Annotated in this window: 18 protein-coding genes; 17 read left to right on the top strand and 1 reads right to left on the bottom strand. The window is 44.6% G+C overall.

What is annotated here, in order from left to right; genetic code table 11:
• Nucleotides 1-101: 101 nt before the first annotated feature.
• The 17 genes from dhaS to PHA78_RS10675 all read left to right on the top strand — a co-directional run bounded on the left by dhaS (nucleotide 102) and on the right by PHA78_RS10675 (nucleotide 18,018).
• Nucleotides 102-647 (top strand): dihydroxyacetone kinase transcriptional activator DhaS, encoded by a 546-nt coding sequence (dhaS, locus tag PHA78_RS10755; RefSeq protein WP_014736432.1) that lies wholly within the window; start codon nucleotides 102-104, stop codon nucleotides 645-647.
• Between the two features lie 10 nt (nucleotides 648-657).
• Nucleotides 658-1,647: a DhaKLM operon coactivator DhaQ gene (gene dhaQ, locus PHA78_RS10750; protein WP_024378835.1), complete on the top strand. Its 990-nt coding sequence runs from the start codon at nucleotides 658-660 to the stop codon at nucleotides 1,645-1,647.
• A 218-nt stretch (nucleotides 1,648-1,865) separates the two neighbouring features.
• A complete protein-coding gene (locus PHA78_RS10745; RefSeq protein WP_024377344.1) occupies nucleotides 1,866-2,249 on the top strand; it encodes a hypothetical protein in 384 nt (127 codons plus the stop codon).
• 15 nt (nucleotides 2,250-2,264) lie between these two features.
• On the top strand, nucleotides 2,265-2,954 hold the full coding sequence (locus PHA78_RS10740) for a hypothetical protein (RefSeq protein ID WP_024377345.1): 690 nt from the start codon (nucleotides 2,265-2,267) through the stop codon (nucleotides 2,952-2,954).
• A gap of 245 nt (nucleotides 2,955-3,199) precedes the next feature.
• Entirely contained in the window at nucleotides 3,200-7,591 is a 4,392-nt protein-coding gene (locus PHA78_RS10735) for a PolC-type DNA polymerase III (protein ID WP_099780105.1), read from the top strand.
• A 145-nt stretch (nucleotides 7,592-7,736) separates the two neighbouring features.
• Nucleotides 7,737-8,339: a nitroreductase family protein gene (locus tag PHA78_RS10730; protein WP_029176159.1), complete on the top strand. Its 603-nt coding sequence runs from the start codon at nucleotides 7,737-7,739 to the stop codon at nucleotides 8,337-8,339.
• Between the two features lie 415 nt (nucleotides 8,340-8,754).
• Nucleotides 8,755-9,996: an aminopeptidase gene (locus PHA78_RS10725; protein WP_024378838.1), complete on the top strand. Its 1,242-nt coding sequence runs from the start codon at nucleotides 8,755-8,757 to the stop codon at nucleotides 9,994-9,996.
• A 59-nt stretch (nucleotides 9,997-10,055) separates the two neighbouring features.
• Nucleotides 10,056-10,289 (top strand): GlsB/YeaQ/YmgE family stress response membrane protein, encoded by a 234-nt coding sequence (locus tag PHA78_RS10720; protein WP_272158160.1) that lies wholly within the window; start codon nucleotides 10,056-10,058, stop codon nucleotides 10,287-10,289.
• A 512-nt stretch (nucleotides 10,290-10,801) separates the two neighbouring features.
• Nucleotides 10,802-12,364 carry a 2-isopropylmalate synthase gene (locus tag PHA78_RS10715; protein WP_024378840.1) on the top strand — a complete coding sequence of 521 codons (1,563 nt, stop codon included), beginning with the start codon at nucleotides 10,802-10,804 and terminating at the stop codon, nucleotides 12,362-12,364.
• Between the two features lie 8 nt (nucleotides 12,365-12,372).
• A complete protein-coding gene (gene leuB, locus PHA78_RS10710; RefSeq protein WP_272158158.1) occupies nucleotides 12,373-13,425 on the top strand; it encodes a 3-isopropylmalate dehydrogenase in 1,053 nt (350 codons plus the stop codon).
• Complete coding sequence (leuC, locus tag PHA78_RS10705; RefSeq protein WP_272158157.1) at nucleotides 13,422-14,813, top strand: 3-isopropylmalate dehydratase large subunit; 1,392 nt, start codon at nucleotides 13,422-13,424, stop codon at nucleotides 14,811-14,813. The genes leuB and leuC overlap by 4 nt, the downstream gene beginning before the upstream one ends.
• The gene (gene leuD, locus PHA78_RS10700) at nucleotides 14,813-15,406 is read left to right on the top strand and encodes a 3-isopropylmalate dehydratase small subunit (protein ID WP_172145390.1); all 594 of its coding nucleotides are present in this window, start codon (nucleotides 14,813-14,815) and stop codon (nucleotides 15,404-15,406) included. Before leuC ends, leuD begins: the two co-directional genes overlap by 1 nt.
• A 339-nt stretch (nucleotides 15,407-15,745) precedes the next feature.
• Entirely contained in the window at nucleotides 15,746-16,531 is a 786-nt protein-coding gene (locus PHA78_RS10695) for an L-threonylcarbamoyladenylate synthase (protein ID WP_024378844.1), read from the top strand.
• A gap of 45 nt (nucleotides 16,532-16,576) precedes the next feature.
• The gene (locus PHA78_RS10690) at nucleotides 16,577-16,903 is read left to right on the top strand and encodes an IS630 transposase-related protein (protein WP_272158155.1); all 327 of its coding nucleotides are present in this window, start codon (nucleotides 16,577-16,579) and stop codon (nucleotides 16,901-16,903) included.
• A gap of 45 nt (nucleotides 16,904-16,948) precedes the next feature.
• Nucleotides 16,949-17,422 carry a transposase gene (locus PHA78_RS10685; RefSeq protein WP_334311305.1) on the top strand — a complete coding sequence of 158 codons (474 nt, stop codon included), beginning with the start codon at nucleotides 16,949-16,951 and terminating at the stop codon, nucleotides 17,420-17,422.
• 112 nt (nucleotides 17,423-17,534) lie between these two features.
• Nucleotides 17,535-17,756 (top strand): type II toxin-antitoxin system RelB family antitoxin, encoded by a 222-nt coding sequence (relB, locus tag PHA78_RS10680; protein WP_024378847.1) that lies wholly within the window; start codon nucleotides 17,535-17,537, stop codon nucleotides 17,754-17,756.
• Between the two features lies 1 nt (nucleotide 17,757).
• A complete protein-coding gene (locus PHA78_RS10675) occupies nucleotides 17,758-18,018 on the top strand; it encodes a type II toxin-antitoxin system RelE family toxin (RefSeq protein ID WP_024378848.1) in 261 nt (86 codons plus the stop codon).
• Between the two features lie 197 nt (nucleotides 18,019-18,215).
• Here the strand turns inward: PHA78_RS10675 and PHA78_RS10670 are convergent, their stop codons facing one another.
• Entirely contained in the window at nucleotides 18,216-19,106 is an 891-nt protein-coding gene (locus PHA78_RS10670) for a helix-turn-helix domain-containing protein (RefSeq protein WP_024378849.1), read from the bottom strand.
• Between the last annotated feature and the right edge of the window lie 138 nt (nucleotides 19,107-19,244).

Below are 19,244 nucleotides of genomic sequence, written 5' to 3'. Positions count from 1 at the left end.
CCAAAAGAAAAAAGGAAGGGACAGATTGCCCAATGTGTCCCTTTTGTTCCAAAGAAAAGCATGATAGGGTATAATAAAGAGGAAGCGAAAGGAAGTGACATATGCCAACCTCGTTGATTACAAAGAAAAGGATTGCAAAGGCTTTTAAAAAACAGCTATCCCAAAAATCCTTTGATAAAATCTCAGTTGTCGACATCATGCAGGAAGCAGGGATTCGTCGTCAAACCTTTTACAACCATTTTTTAGACAAGTATGAGTTGCTGGACTGGATATTTGAGACAGAATTGCAGGAGCAGGTAACTGACAATCTGACCTATATTAGTGGAATCAAGCTTCTGGATGAGCTCTTGTACTACATCGAGAGTAACCAATCTTTCTATAGGCAACTCTTTGAGATTAAGGGGCAAAATGATTTTGTCAGCTATTTAGAAGGCTACTTTATGGTTTTGATGGAGAAAATTATCAACGAGTACCAGCTCCAGGAGGGTAAAATGATTTCCCAACAGGACAAGCATTTTTTGATTCTCTATCATGCTAATGCTTGGATTGGACTGATAAAGGAAGGACTGACGCAGTCGCCTTGTCAGATTCACGGTTATTGGAAGCAAATGGTGGCTCTTGTTCGCGAGTCGTTTTTGATTTTGTAGGAGTTAATGTATGGTGTTTATTAGAAATAGACAGGCAACAATTATTGAAGATTATTTGGATGGTTTCTGTCGAACCAATCCTAAAGTGAAGAAAGTGAAGGGGCTTCCGATTGTGCTTCAGAAAGTGCAGGATGACCATTTAGTTCCAATTATTTCAGGAGGTGGTTCGGGGCACGAACCGGCACATATTGGATTTGTCGGAAAGGGTATGTTGACTGCTGCAGTATATGGTGAAATATTTACGCCCCCAACCGCTGAAGAAGTCTTGGTAGCCATTCGTGCAGTAGATAAGGGCAAGGGAGTTTTTCTGATTGTAAAAAACTTTGAGGCAGACCTTGTCTCTTTTAGAAAAGCTATCGAATTGGCTCGGCAGGAGGGGATTGCAGTCAAGTACATCGTATCCCATGACGATATTTCGGTCGATACTAAGAATAATTTCCGTATGCGGCATAGGGGGCTTGCAGGGACCATTCTACTTCATAAGATATTAGGAGCTGCTACCCTTACTGGCTATAGCTTAGATGAATTGGAACAGCTGGGACTGTCTCTGGCAACAGAGATTGCGACCATCGGTTTTGCAACCAAGTCGGCCTATTTGCCCAATGCTGCCCTGCCTTTGTTTGATTTGGAGGAGGGACAAATATCTTACGGCATCGGTATCCATGGAGAAGAGGGCTATCGGACGGTTGCATTTGAATCTTCTGAGCAGTTAGCCAACGAAATTGTGAACAAATTAAAATTAAAATTCCGTTGGAAGGAGGGCGAGGAGTATATTCTTTTGGTCAATAATCTTGGTTCTATGTCGGAGATTGAGCAAGGAATCTTTTTGAATGACATTTGCCAATTTCTAGAGCTAGAAGGTTTACAGCTTTCCTATATTAAAATAGGTAAATTTATGACCAGTCTTGATATGGGAGGAATTTCTGTCACCCTCTGTCGTGTCAAGGATCGAAAATGGCTGGACTTTTTAGAAGCACCGACAGAAGCTGCGGCTTGGTAACTGGATAAGTGAGATGTTATCAATCTCACTTATTTATTATTGAATTTGCAAACTCGAAGTGTTATAATAAGGATGGAACGGAAAACGTTTTCTAATCGTGTATAAATTCGTTAAAATGATTCAATGACTCTCAGGAATAGAAGTGGAGGGGATGTCCGATGTACGACGAAACTAAGCTATAGTATCCATTTTGTGGGGACTGTGAAAGGAGTAATATCATGAAAGTACTTAGAAAATTGATTGTTGTGTTGTCAGCGTGTGCAGTTCTCTTTACTAGTTTTGCATCCAGTTATGTCCCAGTTGTATATGCAGGCGGGGCAATAACAGATTATGTTTCGTCTCGTGAAGTACCTATTGAAAAGGGAGGGATTGTTCCTTTGGATAGAGGAGTTTGTGGAGATTTTGCAAATGTTCCGCGGCTTCATAACCGTTACTGTAATCGGCCGACCCCTCCTGGTAGGAATTTAACTGCTAGAGAAAGAAATTGTGTGATTGCATTCCTAGGTGGTGCATTTGGTATTTTAACTTGGTCTAATCCTATCACATGGAAGCAAGTTGTTTCTACATTTGGACCAGCTCTGTTAACCTGTGTACTCGGGTAGACAAAGGAGGGAGCTATGAACGTTTCATTTAACAAAGCCTTCTACAAATCTCCATCATTTTATCTGTTTATTTTTAGTTCGATTCTGTTTTTAAAACAGGGGTTATTTCAGCGTTCAATGGTTATTGCTATACTAGCTGTCGGTTTATTGGTATTCCAATTATTTCTAGCACTGACGGAACCGGTGTTAGATAGAGCGAGGGATAAGTGGCTTACTTTAGTGTTTTTACTGCTTTCCTTGTGTCTGTTGTTGCAGGGGTGTAGCTTTTCTAAACAGGCTGTAGCAACTCCTTCCCTTGATACCTCATCACGTACAGAGGATACTGCTCGAGCTATGGAAGAATCCGCCATAAAACAATACCATAGTATTGTCTCGCAGTATACTCCTTTGACTATTGAAGAGTTAGTGAATGACAGTTTTCCCAGAGATAGTTTGTTGTTTCTAGGGAAAGCCTCCTGTCCATACTGTAGAGATTTTTTACCCCTTTTTCAAGAAACTATGCAGAAGTTAGATGTAGTACAAACAGTTTATTACTATAATGTGGAGGGGATGACTGAAGAGGATAAAAAACAAGTGTTGACCAAATTTCCGATTGTGGGAGTACCAGCCCTCATTTATCTCAAGGAAGATGGGACTTACAATTTGTTAGATGAGACAGAAACATCGTTGTCCGATTGGCTTTATTCCCTGCCAAAAGAAGAATGATATATATTGTAGTGACTTGAATTAGGAAAGGGACAATTTTAAGTTATAGTGTTAATAACCCACTCCTAAAATAACTTTAGAGTTCTCAAATTGACAAACTTAGATATGTCCTGTTTCTAATTCACTCGACTATAATGTCCTGCCTTTTCTTAGAGAGAAGGTGGGATATTTATTTTCTGCCTCCCTCAAGAAAAATTCTTCCATTTATGGTAAAATGTTTCTAACGAACTACAAAGGAAATAAGTATGTCAGATAAGTTTCAACTCTTGCTACAACAAATCGGAATGCCTCTTGATGCACGACAATCAGGGGCTTTTTCGACTGCAACGATTGAGAAAGTAGTCTTGCACAAGGTCAGTAAACTTTGGGAATTTACCTTCCGTTTTGAAACCCCCTTGCCGCTCATGGACTATCAACTCTTCAAGGCTCGTTTGGCGACGGAGTTTGAAAAGGTGGGCAATAAGATTCAATTTTCTATTGTCAGCGATGCGGAGGCCTTTGAAGCTGGTTTGGTAGAAGCATATTATCCAGAAGCTTTTACGGAAGATTTGTGCCAGAGTGCAGGCTTCAAGGCTCTTTTTCAGCCATTAGAGGTGGCTTATAGAGATGGTGTTTTGTGGATAAAAGGTCCTGAAACCATTGACACCGTTCATTTTCGGAAGAATCATCTGCCAAATCTTGTGGAGCAATACAAGCGATTTGGTTTTGGCAATCTTGCGGTGGACATTGAAGTTTGCCAGGAGATGACGCAGCAGCAGGCTGCGGCTTTCCATGCGCAAAATGAAGAAATTTACCAGCAGGCTAATGAAGAAAACTTGGCGGCCCTTGAACAACTGGCTCAAATGGTGCCACCACCAGAGGCAGCTCAGCCATTTGTCCCAGAATATAAGAAAAATCGTCCTGCCAAGGTCAATATCGAAAAGGCTGAGATTACGCCTATGATTGAGGTGGATAGCGAGGAGAATCGGATTGTCTTTGAGGGACTGGTCTTTGAGGTCGAGCAGAAGACGACCAAGACGGGGCGGGTCATTATCAACTTTAAGATGACCGACTATACTTCGTCCTTCACCTTGCAGAAGTGGGCTAAGAATGAGGAAGAGGCTCAGAAGTTTGATATGGTCAAAAAGGGCAACTGGCTACGGGTACGTGGAAATGTGGAAACCAATAATTTCACCCGTGATTTGACTATGAACGTACAGGAAGTCCAGGAGGTCAAGAAGGAAATTCGTAAGGACCTTATGCCTGAGGGTGAGAAGCGGGTTGAGTTTCATGCCCATACCAACATGTCTACCATGGATGCCCTGCCTGCCGTTGAGGACTTGGTGGCGCGTGCGGTTGCCTGGGGACACAAGGCGGTGGCCATTACCGACCACGGAAATGTTCAATCCTTCCCCCATGGCTACCATGCTGCTCGTAAGGCTGGGATTAAGCCCCTCTTTGGTATGGAAGCCAATATCGTTGAGGACTCGGTTCCCATTGTCTACAATGAAGCGGATATGGTCCTGTCTGATGCGACCTATGTGGTCTTTGACGTGGAAACAACCGGTCTCTCTGCAGTCAACAATGCCCTGATTCAAATTGCGGCGTCTAAGATGCACAAGGGCAATATCATTGCAGAATTTGATGAGTTTATCGATCCGGGTCATCCGCTCAGTCAATTTACAACAGATCTGACAGGAATCACAGATGAGCATGTGCGTGGTTCCAAGCCCATGGAGCAAGTTCTTCGGGAGTTTCAGGACTTCTGTCAGGATTCCATTATGGTTGCCCACAATGCCACCTTTGACGTTGGCTTTATGAATGTCAACTATGAACGAGCAGGCTTACCTATTATTAGCCAGCCTGTCATTGATACCTTGGAATTTGCTCGTAACCTTTACCCCGACTTTAAGCGTCATGGTTTAGGTCCTCTCACCAAGCGGTTTGGTGTTGCTCTTGAACACCACCACATGGCCAACTACGATGCGGAGGCGACAGGGCGCCTGCTCTTCATCTTCCTAAAAGATGCCTTGGAGAAGCACAATTTGACCAATCTCAACCAGCTAAATACGGAGCTGATTGCGGAGGATTCCTATAAGAAGGCTCGTGTTAAGCATGCCACGCTCTATGTGATTAATCAGGTTGGTTTGAAAAATATGTTCAAACTGGTCTCTCTTTCCAATACCAAGTATTTTGAGGGAGTTCCACGTATTCCACGGACCGTTCTCAATGCCCATCGTGAAGGCTTAATATTGGGAACAGCCTGTCAAGAGGGCGAGGTCTTCGATGACTTGCTCTCCAAAGGGATAGATGAAGCGGTTAAAACGGCAGCCTATTATGATTTTATCGAAGTTATGCCTCCAGCTCTCTACGCTCCCATGATTGCCAAGGAGCAGTTTAAGGATATGGCAGAGATTGAAGAGACTATCAAGCAGTTGATTGAGGTAGGACGTAGGGCAGGTCTGCCTGTTCTGGCGACTGGAAATGTCCACTACATTGACCCAGAAGAGGAAATCTATCGGGAAATCATAGTTCGTGCTCTAGGTCAAGGGGCATCAATTAACTGGACCATCGGAAATGGCGAGAACGCTCAGCCAGCACCACTGCCAAAAGCCCACTTTAGAACGACCAGCGAGATGTTGGACGAGTTTGCCTTCTTGGGCGAAAGCCTGGCGCGTGAGATTGTCATTACCAATCCCAATGCCATGCTGGACCGGTTTGAAGATGTTCAGGTGGTTAAGACCGACCTCTATACGCCTTATATTGAGAAGGCCGAGGAAACGGTTGCGGAATTGACCTATCAGAAAGCCTTTGAAATTTATGGCAATCCTCTTCCAGATATCATCGACCTGCGGATTGAAAAGGAATTAACGTCCATTCTGGGGAATGGATTCGCCGTGATTTACCTGGCGTCGCAGATGTTGGTGCACCGTTCCAACGAGCGGGGCTACCTGGTGGGTTCACGGGGGTCTGTCGGTTCCAGTTTCGTTGCAACCATGATTGGGATTACAGAAGTAAACCCTATGCCTCCTCACTATGTCTGTCCAAATTGTCAACACAGTGAATTTATCACAGATGGTTCCTATGGTTCAGGTTTTGACCTGCCAGACAAGGATTGTGAAAAGTGTGGGACCAAGTATAAAAAAGATGGACAGGACATTCCTTTCGAGACCTTCCTTGGTTTCGACGGGGACAAGGTTCCCGATATTGACTTGAACTTCTCAGGGGATGACCAACCGTCTGCCCATTTGGATGTTCGGGATATTTTCGGCGAAGAAAATGCCTTTCGTGCAGGAACGGTTGGTACGGTGGCGGCCAAGACGGCCTATGGTTTTGTCCGAGGCTATGAGCGGGATTATGGAAAATTCTACCGTGATGTAGAAGTAGAACGCTTGGCTGCTGGTGCGGCTGGTGTCAAACGGACGACTGGTCAACACCCAGGCGGAATTATCGTATTCCCTGATTACATGGATGTCTATGACTTTACGCCTGTCCAATATCCTGCCGATGATGTGACGGCCAACTGGCAGACCACCCACTTTAACTTCCACGATATTGATGAAAACGTCTTGAAGCTCGATGTTCTGGGGCACGATGATCCGACCATGGTTCGCAAGCTGCAGGACTTGTCGGGCATTGATCCGCAGACCATTCCTGCTGATGACAAGGGAGTGATGGCCCTTTTCTCTGGTACGGAAATTCTGGGAGTTACCCCAGAGCAGATTGGCACACCGACGGGTATGTTGGGCATTCCTGAATTTGGAACCAACTTTGTACGGGGAATGGTAGAGGAAACCAAGCCGACCACCTTTGCGGAACTCCTGCAGCTGTCTGGTCTATCCCACGGTACAGACGTATGGTTGGGCAATGCTCAGGACTTGATTAAGGCAGGAATTGCCGATCTATCTACCGTTATCGGCTGTCGGGATGACATCATGGTCTATCTCATGCATGCAGGCCTGCCACCTAAAATGGCCTTTAACATTATGGAACGGGTGCGGAAGGGCATGTGGCTCAAGATTTCTGAGGAAGAGCGAAACAGCTATATCCAAAATATGAAGGATAACAAGGTGCCAGACTGGTACATCGAATCCTGTGGTAAAATCAAGTACATGTTCCCCAAAGCCCACGCGGCTGCCTACGTTATGATGGCCTTGCGGGTTGCCTACTTCAAGGTTCACCACCCAATCTACTATTACTGTGCTTATTTCTCTATTCGTGCCAAGGCCTTTGATTTGGCGACTATGTCAGGTGGCTTGGATCGAGTCAAGGCCAAGATGGAAGAAATTGCTCTCAAGAAGAAGAACAATGAAGCCTCAAACGTTGAGCAAGACCTCTACACTACTTTGGAGTTGGTCAATGAGATGCTGGAACGTGGCTTTAAGTTTGGTAAATTGGACCTTTACAAGTCCCATGCGACTGACTTCTTAATTGAAGACGACACTCTTATTCCGCCATTTGTTGCCATGGATGGTTTGGGAGAAAACGTAGCCAAGCAGGTGGTGGCGGCACGGGCTGAAGGAGAGTTTCTCTCCAAGACGGAGCTCCGTAAGCGTGGTGGATTGTCAGGTACACTGGTCGAAAAAATGGATGAAATGGGTATTCTCGGTAAAATGCCAGAGGATAACCAGCTCAGTCTCTTTGATGATTTGTTTTAAACTTGTTCACTGTTTCTTTTGGAAGCAGTGAATTTTTTTTATAAAAAGAAGTCAAAACTCTTGACTAATGTTTTTGATAGGTATACAATCTCTACATAGTGATAAAAACTACTATGTAGTAACAAATAAGAAAAGAGGAAAATATATGTCAAACTTTGCAAACCTACAAGAAAAACGCCGCACAATCTACGCACTTGGTAAAGACTTGCCAGTATCAAATGAAGAAGTAGTAGCACTTGTTGAGAAAGCCATGAAAGAATCTCCATCAGCTTTCAACTCACAATCTAGCCGTGCAGTTGTACTTTTTGGTGCGGAGTCAGAAGCTTTCTGGAACGAAATTGCCTATAGCGAATTGGAAAAAGTAACGCCTGCAGAAGCGTTTGAAGGCACAAAAGGTCGTTTGGCTAGCTTTGCAGCTGGTGCTGGTACTATCTTGTTCTTCGAAGACCAAGACGTGGTCAAAGGCTTGCAAGAGAGCTTCCCGCTTTACGCTGAAAACTTCCCAATCTGGTCTGAACAAGCTCACGGTATCAACTTGTACGCAGTATGGTTGGCTTTCGCTGAGAAAAACATCGGCATGAACGTACAACACTACAACCCATTGGTTGATGCACAAGTGGCTGAAAAATACGGTATCCCAGCTAACTGGAAACTCCGTGCACAAGCACCATTCGGAAGCATCGCAGCTCCAGCAGCAGATAAAGACTATATGGCGGATGCTGACCGTGTAAAGGTTTTTGGTAACTAGTAAAGTTTACAGTTTGCTTTATTACGTCGTTAACTCGCCTTGCCTAACTCCAGTTATGTCTGCGGCTGTTGACACGAACTCTGTTCGTTTTATCTCCCACCTCTAACTATCTCCCAGATAGTTAGAGCTAGTACTAAATGCAAACTGAAAACTTTACTCTGCGAAAATTGGGATCAGACGTTGTTGGCTTGATGTGATGAGTGTAGAGCTCCAGTGGAGCTTTACAGCCTGCTCCCTTGAAACAGGAGAGGAGCAGAGTTCAACCTTCGGCTTGATGACACGAACTTCGTTCGTTTCATCTCCAACCTTCAACTATCTTCCAGAGCTAACTTCCTGCATCAGCAGGAAGTTTTTTTATCTGTCTAGCTTCAAAATATGATACAATAATCTAGTATTACATTTCAAAGGAGAAAAAATGGTATTATCAAATTTTAAAGAAAATCTCGCTAAATATGCTAAACTCTTGGTTTCAACAGGTATCAATGTGCAACCTGGTCACACGGTGCAGTTGACAATCAGTGTGGAACAGGCTGAGTTGGCTCGTTTGATTGTCAAAGAAGCTTACGCCCACGGTGCTAAGGAAGTCTTGGTTAACTGGTTGGACGACGTGATTGCGCGTGAGCGTTTGGTCAATGTAGATGTGGAACTCTTGGAACAAGTTCATCCACAACGTGTTACTGAAATGAACTACCTCTTGGAGCGCAAGGCAAGTCGTTTGGTGGTCTTGTCTGAAGATCCAGGAGCTTACGACGGTGTTGATCCAGAGAAATTGTCTCGCAACGCTCGTGCACTTAGCCAGGCTTTGCAGCCAATGCGTCAAGCAACGCAAGCTAACAAGGTTAGTTGGACTCTTGGTGCAGCCTCTGGTTTGGAATGGGCTAAAAAAGTCTTCCCAAATGCAGCGTCTGACGAAGAGGCAGTGGACCTCCTTTGGGACCAAATCTTCAAGACTTGCCGTATCTACGAAGAAGATCCAATCAAGGCTTGGGAAGAGCATGAGGCCCGCTTGGTGGCTAAGGCTAAGGTCCTTAACGACGAGCAGTTTGTCAAATTGCACTATACAGCACCAGGAACTGACCTCGTTCTTGGTATGCCGAAGAATCACTTGTGGGAAGCGGCTGGTTCGGTCAATGCCCAAGGTGAACACTTTATTGCCAACATGCCAACAGAAGAGGTCTTCACAGCACCTGACTACCGTGTGGCAGACGGTTATGTAACGTCTACAAAACCACTCAGCTACAACGGCAACATCATCGAAGGCATCAAAGTAACCTTCAAAGATGGTGAAATCGTGGACGTGACGGCAGAAAAAGGCGACGAAGTCATGAAGAAATTAGTCTTTGACAATGCTGGTGCACGCGGTCTCGGTGAGGTTGCCCTTGTGCCAGACAAGAGCCCAATCTCTCAATCAGGTGTGACCTTCTTCAATACTCTTTTTGATGAAAATGCCTCGAACCACTTGGCGATTGGTCAAGCCTATGCCTTCTCTATCGAAGGTGGTACAGAAATGAGCCAAGAAGAGTTGAAAGAAGCTGGTCTCAACCGTTCAGATGTCCATGTGGACTTCATGATCGGCTCTAACAAGATGAACATTGACGGTATCCGTGAAGACGGTACCCGTGTACCAATCTTCCGTGACGGTGAATGGGCTATCTAATGATATGGGTATAAGACTGGGCAACCAGTCTTATTTTGTGAGAATAGGAGGAATACGAGATGTTAGCAAGTATTATTGCAGGTGCGATTATCGGTTTGATCGCGGGAGCTTTGACTTCTTCGGATGACCGTCGCGGTTGTTTGGGAAATATTATCTTAGGGCTTGCAGGTTCGTGGGTTTGCCAGTTACTCTTTGGTGACTGGGGACCACAATTTGCTGGTATGGCTCTGGTACCGTCAGTCTTTGGAGCAGTATTGCTAGTGGCTATTTTTTCAAGTTCTAGACGGAATTAATATGAACTGTAAGACCAGACTTCTGATGAGGTTTGGTTTTATTTGTGGAGGAATTTGCGTAAATTGCTCTATTGTTCGGATTTTTCAGAAAATTTCCATTTTTCTGTTGACAAGTGAAAAAAAGTACGTTATCATGGAAAACAAGTAAAACACAGAAAGGAAAAAGTCAAATGAAACCTGTCACTACAAAATTTTTTGCTTTGTTGTTGCGACGGTCGGGCTAGTGCGCTAGGTAGCATTAGTCCTGTTTGGCTTACCAAGCGGGCGCTGTTGACAACATCTCGCAGGTAGTTATCCTCGAGGTGTTTTCTTTTTTATCGTCATTTAGTTTAATTTTATTACTTCGTTAATTCGCCTTACCTAACTCCAGTTATGCCTGCGGTTTTTGATGCGAACTAAGTTCGCTCTATTTCCCACCTCCAACAGTCACTACTCTGACTGTTGGAGCTAGTACTAAAAGTAAATTCAAGGACGATAGTATTGAAGTTTGTATTGTTTAGAAAGGTATTCTTATGCGTGTGATTGAATTTTTAGATACGACTTTACGAGATGGTGAACAGACGCCAGGTGTGAATTTTTCTATCAAGGAAAAAGTGACCATTGCCAAGCAGTTGGAAAAATGGGGAATTTCTGCCATTGAAGCGGGTTTCCCAGCGGCCAGTCCTGATTCGTTTGAAGCGGTTCGTCAGATTGCGGCAGCGATGACCAAGACGGCTGTGACAGGTTTGGCACGGTCAGTCAAGTCAGACATTGATGCTTGTTACGAGGCACTAAAAGATGCCAAGTATCCGCAGATCCATGTTTTTATTGCGACCAGTCCGATTCACCGTGAATTTAAACTTCAAAAGACCAAAGAAGAAATTTTGGCGCAAATCACAGAACATGTCAGCTATGCCCGTGAGCGTTTTGAAGTGGTTGAGTTTTCACCAGAAGATGCGACGCGGACGGAGTTGGATTATTTGCTTGAAGTGGTGCAGACAGCGGTAGATGCGGGTGCGACCTACATCAACATTCCAGATACAGTTGGTTTCACCACTCCACAACACTACGGTGAAATTTTCCGTTATCTAACGACCAATGTCAAATCGGATCGTGAGATTATTTTCAGTCCGCATTGCCACAATGACCTAGGTATGGCAGTTGCCAATACCCTTTCAGCTATTAAAAATGGTGCCGGTCGTGTCGAGGGTACCATAAACGGTATCGGTGAGCGAGCAGGAAATGCGGCCCTTGAAGAAGTAGCTGTTGCCCTTGAAATTCGGAAAGATTTCTACGATGTGACCAGTCCGATTGTTCTGAAGGAAACGCTCAATACTTCGGAATTAGTATCTCGCTTTTCTGGGATTGCCATTCCACGCAATAAGGCGGTGGTTGGTGGCAATGCCTTCTCACATGAATCCGGTATCCATCAGGATGGAGTCTTGAAAAATCCATTGACCTATGAAATCATTACACCTGAGTTGGTAGGGGTCAAGAAAAATTCTCTGCCACTGGGTAAACTTTCTGGACGTCACGCCTTTGTAGAAAAGTTAAAAGAACTAGACCTGTATTTTGATGAAGGAGACGTTGCTAGCTTGTTTGCTCGTTTCAAAAACCTGGCAGACAAGAAAGAAAAAATCACGGACGCAGATATCCGTGCCTTAGTAGCTGGGACAGAAATTAGCAACCGTGATGGTTTCCAATTTAAAGATTTACGTTTGGATAGTCAGTCTGACGGCAGCATCCAGGCTCAGGTTATCTTCATCAATCAAGATGAGGAAGAAGTGATTGTTTCGGAGTCAGGCAAGGGTTCGGTTGAGGCAGTCTTTAATGCCATTGACCAATTCTTCCAGCAGGAAATCAGCTTGGAACGGTATCATATCGACGCTATTACCGACGGTATCGATGCCCAGGCTCGTGTGCTTGTCGCTGTAGAAAACAAGGCAACGGAAACAATCTTTAATGCCTCTGGTATTGACTTTGACGTGGTGAAGGCTTCTGCCATTGCCTATATCCATGCTAATGTCATGGTGCAAAAAGAAAATAGTGGACAGATAGATAAGAAACTATCTGAGAAGGACATGCCACACATCTAGGAGGAAGTATGACGAAAAAAATTGTAGCCTTGGCTGGTGATGGAATTGGACCAGAAATCATGGAGGCTGGCCTAGCAGTCCTCGAGGCTGTAGCTGGGCAAGTAGGATTTGATTATGAGATTGAGGAGAGAGCTTTTGGTGGTGCTGGGATTGATGCTGTTGGCCATCCTCTACCAGATGCTACCTTGCAGGCTTGCCGTCAGGCGGATGCGATTTTATTGGCAGCTATCGGTAGCCCTCAGTATGACAATGCGGCTGTCCGTCCAGAACAAGGGCTGCTTCAACTTCGGAAGGAATTGGGTCTCTTTGCCAATATCCGTCCAGTGAAAATTTTTGATAGCCTGAAAGACTATTCTCCTCTGAAAGCCGACCGGCTGGACGGTGTGGATTTGGTCATGGTACGGGAGTTGACAGGTGGGATTTATTTTGGAGAGCATATTCTAGAAACAGACCAAGCCAGCGATAGCAATACCTATCAGGCAGAAGAGATTGAACGGGTTGTCCGCTCTGCCTTTGACCTAGCCCAAAAAAGACGAAAAAAAGTCACCAGCATTGATAAACAAAATGTACTGGCGACGTCAAAATTATGGCGGAAGGTGGCGGATGAAGTGGCTAAGGACTACCCAGATGTGACCTTGGAGCACCAGTTGGTGGATAGCGCAGCCATGCTTTTGATTACCAATCCTAGTCGGTTTGATGTCTTGGTGACGGAAAATCTTTTCGGAGATATTTTGTCGGATGAGGCCAGCGTATTAACAGGAACGCTAGGGGTTCTGCCTTCTGCTAGTCATGCGGTGGCAGGTCCCAGTCTCTACGAACCTATCCATGGTTCGGCACCCGATATTGCTGGTCAGGGCATTGCCAATCCTGTCAGTGTGATTCTATCTGTTGCCATGATGCTGGAAGAAAGTTTTGATTTGGTCCAAGCAGGTCAGACCATTCGCCAGGCAGTTGAAGCGGTCTTTGCACAGGGCATTTTCACTAAAGATTTAGGTGGGACCGCCTCTACCAAAGAAATGACAGCGGCTATTATTGCCCAGCTTGAAAGGAGGTTGCCATGAGTGGCAAATCCATTTTCGATAAGCTTTGGGATCGCCATGTGATTACAGGGCAGGAAGGTCAGCCCCAGCTCCTCTATGTTGATCAACATTATGTCCACGAGGTGACCAGTCCCCAGGCCTTTCAAGGACTGAGGGATACAGGGCGATCTGTTCGGCGACCAGACTTGACCTTTGCGACCTTTGACCACAACGTGCCAACCGTTGATATTCACAATATCCGTGATGTCATTTCCAAGGCTCAGATGGATGCCTTAGCGAAGAATATAGAGGATTTCGGCATTCCCCACGCAGCCCACGGTTCGGAACATCAGGGGATTGTCCACATGGTTGGACCAGAAACAGGTCGGACCCAGCCAGGAAAGTTCATTGTCTGCGGGGATAGCCATACGGCGACCCACGGAGCCTTTGGGGCTATTGCCTTTGGGATTGGTACTTCTGAAGTGGAGCACGTTCTCGCTACCCAGACCATTTGGCAGGTTAAACCTAAGCGACTCCTAGTGGAATTTGTCGGTCAGGCGCAAAGAGGCGTCTATGCCAAGGACTTTATCCTGGCTCTGATTGCCCGCTACGGCGTGGATTGTGGTTTGGGTCATGTGGTGGAGTTTGCTGGTCCAGTCATCGACCGACTCAGCATGGAAGAGCGGATGACTATTTGCAATATGTCCATTGAGTTCGGCTCTAAGATGGGCATTATGGCTCCAGACCAGACCACTTTTGACTACCTGCGAGGTCGGGAGTGTGCACCAGCGGACTTCGATGCGGCGGTGGCAGACTGGAAGGAGCTCTACTCGGATGCGGACACCGTCTATGACAAGCATCTAGTCCTTGATGTGTCAGACTTGGCCCCCATGGTCACTTGGGGGACCACACCTGCTATGGGGGTTAGTTTTGACGAAACTTTCCCAGCCATCTGTGACCACAACGACGAGCGGGCCTATGCTTACATGGACTTGGCTCCTGGGCAAAAGGCTGCGGACATTCCCGTTGGCTATGTCTTCCTAGGCTCCTGTACCAATGCTCGCCTCAGCGATTTGCAGCTGGCAGCTCGGATTGTTCAGGGGCGGAAAATAGCAGAGCAGGTTACGGCCATTGTCGTACCAGGCAGTCGCCCTGTCAAGCGAGCTGCAGAAAAGCTTGGTTTAGACAAGATTTTCATGGAGGCTGGTTTTGAGTGGCGAGATCCAGGTTGCTCCATGTGTCTGGGTATGAATCCAGACAAAGTGCCTGCAGGTGTCCACTGCGCCTCTACAAGTAATCGAAACTTTGAAGACCGACAGGGCTTTGGGGCCAAGACCCACTTGTGCAGTCCTGCTATGGCTGCCGCAGCTGCGCTTTATGGACGATTTGTCGACACTAGACAGCTAGACATTCTCAAGGAGGGAGTCTAATGCACCAATTTACCACATGGATAGGGACGACTGTTCCGCTCATGAATGATAATATTGATACCGACCAGCTCTTGCCCAAGCAGTTTCTCAAGCTGATTGACAAAAAGGGATTTGGCAAATATCTGCTATATGCTTGGCGGTACTTGGATGATAACTACACGGATAATCCTGACTTCATTCTCAATCAGCCTGAGTATCAAGGCGCTAGTATCCTCATATCTGGGGATAACTTCGGAGCAGGTTCTTCTAGGGAACACGCTGCTTGGGCTCTGGCAGATTATGGCTTCAAGGTTATCATTGCAGGCTCCTTTGGAGATATTCATTACAACAATGACTTAAACAATGGGATTCTGCCCATTATCCAGCCCAAAGAAGTCAGGGACCAACTGGCTCAGCTGGCTCCAGACCAAGAAATCACGGTTGACTTGGCAGACCAGTTGATACGGACGCCTTTTGGGGAATTCCCATTTGACATCGAACAGGACTGGAAACACAAGTTGCTCAATGGCTTGGATGATATTGGTATTACCTTGCAGTATCAGGATTTGATTGAGGAGTATGAGAGGAATCGGCCAAGTTATTGGCAAGAATAGAGTCTTTCATTTTATCTTTTATTACTGCGACGAACGAGGAAACTCCGTTTCCCTATTTCCAACTTCAAATAATTTCATCATTATTTGAACTCGCTTTGCCGTACTTTACAAGCGTTACTTACTATCGTAAGTATGATTTCTAAACTTCAACAGTCACTACTCTGACTGTTGAAGCTGTCTGCGGCTCGTTGACACGAACAATGTTCGTTTTATCTCCAATCTCTAACTGTCTCCCAGACAGTTAGAGCTAGTACTAAAAGTAAACTGAAAGACTCCTACGAAATATTAGAAAACAAGCAGGTCGCTCTGCTATGAAACAAAAGAAAAGAGGAAACGATTATGACGAAACAAATTCACTGGGATGGCACACTTTCACAAGAAGGTCTTGAGATTATCAAGGGCGAGGGGGGCGTGATTGTCTGCCCGACTAAGGTTGGCTACATCATTATGACCTCGGATAAGGCTGGTTTGGAGCGTAAGTTTGACGCTAAAGAGCGCAAGCGTAATAAGCCGGGCGTGGTCCTTTGTGGTAGCATGGAGGAGCTTCGTGAGTTGGCTCAATTGACTCCTGAGATTGATGCTTTCTACCAAAAGCATTGGGACGAGGACATTTTGTTGGGTTGTATCCTGCCTTGGAAACCAGAGGCTTATGCCAAGTTGCAGGCTTATGGCGATGGTCGTGAAGAGTTGATGACCGACGTTCGTGGTACTTCTTGCTTTGTTATCAAGTTTGGTGTGGCTGGCGAGCAGATTGCCAAGGAAATGTGGGAAAAAGAAGGCCGTATGGTCTACGCTTCATCTGCTAACCCATCGGGTAAGGGAAATCGTGGTAAGGTAGAAGGTATCGGTGAGCGTATCGCGTCTAAAGTAGACTTGATTATCGAGGCGGATGATTATGTGGCATCTATCCAGCCAGACAAGACCATTGAAACCCGCTATGAGCAAGGGGTTATGGTGTCTATGGTAGATAAAGATGGTAAACTGATTCCAGAACAAGGTGCAGATAGCCGTTCTATCAGCCCATGCCCAGTTGTCATCCGTAAGGGTCTGGACATCGATAAAATCATGATGCACTTGTCAGACCACTTCAACTCTTGGGACTATAGACAAGGGGAATACTATTAAGATATCGTCATTTAGTTTTTATTTGATGTATGATAAAATAGACTTATGACTTACGGAATTGATTTTAGAAAACGCGTTATTGCCTATGTCCAATCAGGACACACAAAAAAGGAAACCTGTGACCTATTTGGTATTGGAACCGATACCTTGTACCGTTGGGAGACACAGCTGAAAAATGAAGGACATCTGAATCGTAAACCACGAGCTCGTAGTCCTCGCAAACTTCCGCATGACCGCTTGGAAGCCTATGTCAAGGAACATCCAGATGCTTTCTTAAGGGAAATTGCAGAGCATTTTGACTGTAGTATTCCCTCAGTTTGGGCTGCCTTAAAAAAACTGAACATCACTTTAAAAAAAGACCACAACCTATAAAGAACAAGATAGCGAAAAAGTGAGACGCTATCTTGATGTTTTAGCCTGCTTTCCAAACACTCCTATTGTTATATTGATGAGACTGGCATTGATACTTATTTTTATCGCTACAAAGCTAGAGCACCTCGAGGGGAGAAAGTATACGACAAGGTAAGTGGACGCAGATTCGAAAGAATTTCGGTAGTAGCTGGTCAAACTGGTTCTAAAATTATAGCCCCCTTGCTTTATCATGGAACGATGACAGCGGAATTATTTATCAAGTGGTATCAGGAGCAGCTATTGCCATCCTTGACAGAACCTCATGTCATCATTATGGATAATGCAGCTTTTCATCCCAAGAAACAACTAGATGAGCTTGCAGTGGCTAAGGGACACTATTTTCTTCCGCTTCCACCTTATTCCCCGGAACTTAACCCAATTGAACGATTCTGGGCTGGCTTGAAAAGAAAAGTGGCTGAGTTATTGAGGAGATTTCAATCGGTTGAGTATTCTTTAGAATACTATTTTAAAACTAAATGACTATAATTGAGAACGATCCGAAAGGGTCGTTTTTTGCTCTAATCTATCTAATATTGCTTTACAATTTTTGTAAAATGTGTTACAATGTAACACAAAGAAGTGAGGTAAGATGATGAGTACAGTAACTATCCGATTAAACAAAGAGGAAGAAGTATTTTTCAAGAGCTATGCTCAATTGACTGGTCAAAGTCTTTCAAGTTTATTTAAGAAGGCACTTGAGCGTGATATTGAGGATGAGTATGATTTGAACATTTACCATCAAGCCTACGAGGAGTACCAGAAAGATCCTGAAACCATCAGTCATGCGGATTTCAAGAAGGAACTTGGTCTGTAATATGTTTCATGTAGAGTATTCTAAGAAGGCACAGAGACAAATCAGAAAATTGGATAAGCCAATCCAAAGATTATTATTTGCATGGGTGGATAAACACTTAGATGGTACAGTTAATCCGAGGTTGCATGGCAAGGGATTGACAGGGGACCATGCCAATGAGTGGCGTTATCGTATCGGTGATTATCGGCTGATTTGCGATATACAGGATGATAGGATGGTTATTCTGGCACTTGAATTTGGTCATCGTAGAGATATTTACTAATAGCTGTTAATATGAAGTAGAACGATCCGAAAGGGTCGTTTTTCGTACTCACATAAAAAACTGGGAGTGGGAAAGAACTCGACTGGTCTAAAAAAGAGTTCGTCTTCCCACCCCCGCACAGTTGATTAGGTCAGATTTGGAGTGTGAAACGCGAACAAATCTGCCAATCAACCACTGCGCTGAGATGTTGACACGAACTATGAGAAGCGAGTCTGGACTTTTTGCCCAGCCTCAGTTTGGTGTTGTTTGATAAGAAATTGGAGGTTGTCGATTAGTCTTTTCTCGTCTGTCAGTTCCAAGATTTGTAGTCCTTTGTCAATTAGTTCCTGCTTATTCTCAGCAAGTCCGAGGTAAACATAGGCACGGGCTAGTTGGTCATAGCGTTTTTCTTGCTTGGCTAGGTCCATGAGTTTGGTGGCAAAAAAAGTAGCCTTATCGTACTGTTTTTGTTCCAAGAAAAAATAAGAAAGAGACTGATAGTATGACAGTATGGTGGGTTGGATTCGCTTGTAATCCTTGTATTTTTCCAATCGTTTTAGAAGAAGATTGGCAGTTTCTTCAAGGCTATCAAGGGAAGAAATCTTAGACAGAAGAGTGCCGACCAAGATAATATCGTTATGATACCAGTTGTCATATCGTTCTAGCTCTGACCACAGAAGTTTTGAAAGGGTTTCAGCTTCTTCGGAAAGTTGATTGAAAGAAGTACTGTTTCGAACGGCTACTACAGTTTCTAAAAGTTGACATTTTCGACGGATAGGACCATCATCTGGTTCTTTGTTCAAGTGGTCGTGGCAACGCTTTATCAAATCCTCCATGGTCTTAGTGGTCGGATTTTTAAGATTATCTATATCATAGAGTAATTGTTGGCGTTGGCTGGGTTGATAGTAGTTACAGAGGTATTCGAATTCCTCGAAGGTCATATCCACTTGCTTGAGTAAAAAACGCATGAGCTCATAGCTAGGAATGTTCTGATTTTTCTCGAAACGTGACAAGGTCGCTCGATTGAGATAATCCCCACAAATCTGCTCCTGGCTCAAACGTTTACTTTTCCGAATGCTTTTATAAACACTTCCGTAATCCCACCGCATAAACTACTCCTTTCAAAAAACTGTGAAAATATGTAACAAAATAGACAATATTTGTAAAAATAGTATATCATAATGGTATAAAATATACATCAATTTCTATCGGATATAAAGGAGAAAAGGAAAAACGGAAACGATATT

Source organism: Streptococcus sp. HN38 (assembly GCF_028335765.1).
In the GTDB taxonomy this organism is placed as follows: domain Bacteria; phylum Bacillota; class Bacilli; order Lactobacillales; family Streptococcaceae; genus Streptococcus; species Streptococcus suis_P.
The sequence above is the reverse complement of the archived record's forward strand: the minus strand, read 5'-3'. Positions and strand labels throughout refer to the sequence as shown.

Excerpts from the sequence above, each read along its gene's own strand:
- PHA78_RS10725 (WP_024378838.1), top strand. The coding sequence starts at position 8,755 with ATGGTATTATCAAATTTTAAAGAAAATCTCGCTAAATATGCTAAACTC.
- relB (WP_024378847.1), top strand. The coding sequence starts at position 17,535 with ATGAGTACAGTAACTATCCGATTAAACAAAGAGGAAGAAGTATTTTTC.
- dhaS (WP_014736432.1), top strand. The coding sequence starts at position 102 with ATGCCAACCTCGTTGATTACAAAGAAAAGGATTGCAAAGGCTTTTAAA.
- PHA78_RS10675 (WP_024378848.1), top strand. The coding sequence starts at position 17,758 with ATGTTTCATGTAGAGTATTCTAAGAAGGCACAGAGACAAATCAGAAAA.
- PHA78_RS10695 (WP_024378844.1), top strand. The coding sequence starts at position 15,746 with ATGACGAAACAAATTCACTGGGATGGCACACTTTCACAAGAAGGTCTT.
- PHA78_RS10690 (WP_272158155.1), top strand. The coding sequence starts at position 16,577 with ATGACTTACGGAATTGATTTTAGAAAACGCGTTATTGCCTATGTCCAA.
- leuB (WP_272158158.1), top strand. The coding sequence starts at position 12,373 with ATGACGAAAAAAATTGTAGCCTTGGCTGGTGATGGAATTGGACCAGAA.
- PHA78_RS10730 (WP_029176159.1), top strand. The coding sequence starts at position 7,737 with ATGTCAAACTTTGCAAACCTACAAGAAAAACGCCGCACAATCTACGCA.
- PHA78_RS10735 (WP_099780105.1), top strand. The coding sequence starts at position 3,200 with ATGTCAGATAAGTTTCAACTCTTGCTACAACAAATCGGAATGCCTCTT.
- PHA78_RS10720 (WP_272158160.1), top strand. The coding sequence starts at position 10,056 with ATGTTAGCAAGTATTATTGCAGGTGCGATTATCGGTTTGATCGCGGGA.
- leuD (WP_172145390.1), top strand. The coding sequence starts at position 14,813 with ATGCACCAATTTACCACATGGATAGGGACGACTGTTCCGCTCATGAAT.
- leuC (WP_272158157.1), top strand. The coding sequence starts at position 13,422 with ATGAGTGGCAAATCCATTTTCGATAAGCTTTGGGATCGCCATGTGATT.
- PHA78_RS10670 (WP_024378849.1), bottom strand. The coding sequence starts at position 19,106 with ATGCGGTGGGATTACGGAAGTGTTTATAAAAGCATTCGGAAAAGTAAA.
- PHA78_RS10715 (WP_024378840.1), top strand. The coding sequence starts at position 10,802 with ATGCGTGTGATTGAATTTTTAGATACGACTTTACGAGATGGTGAACAG.
- PHA78_RS10745 (WP_024377344.1), top strand. The coding sequence starts at position 1,866 with ATGAAAGTACTTAGAAAATTGATTGTTGTGTTGTCAGCGTGTGCAGTT.
- dhaQ (WP_024378835.1), top strand. The coding sequence starts at position 658 with ATGGTGTTTATTAGAAATAGACAGGCAACAATTATTGAAGATTATTTG.
- PHA78_RS10740 (WP_024377345.1), top strand. The coding sequence starts at position 2,265 with ATGAACGTTTCATTTAACAAAGCCTTCTACAAATCTCCATCATTTTAT.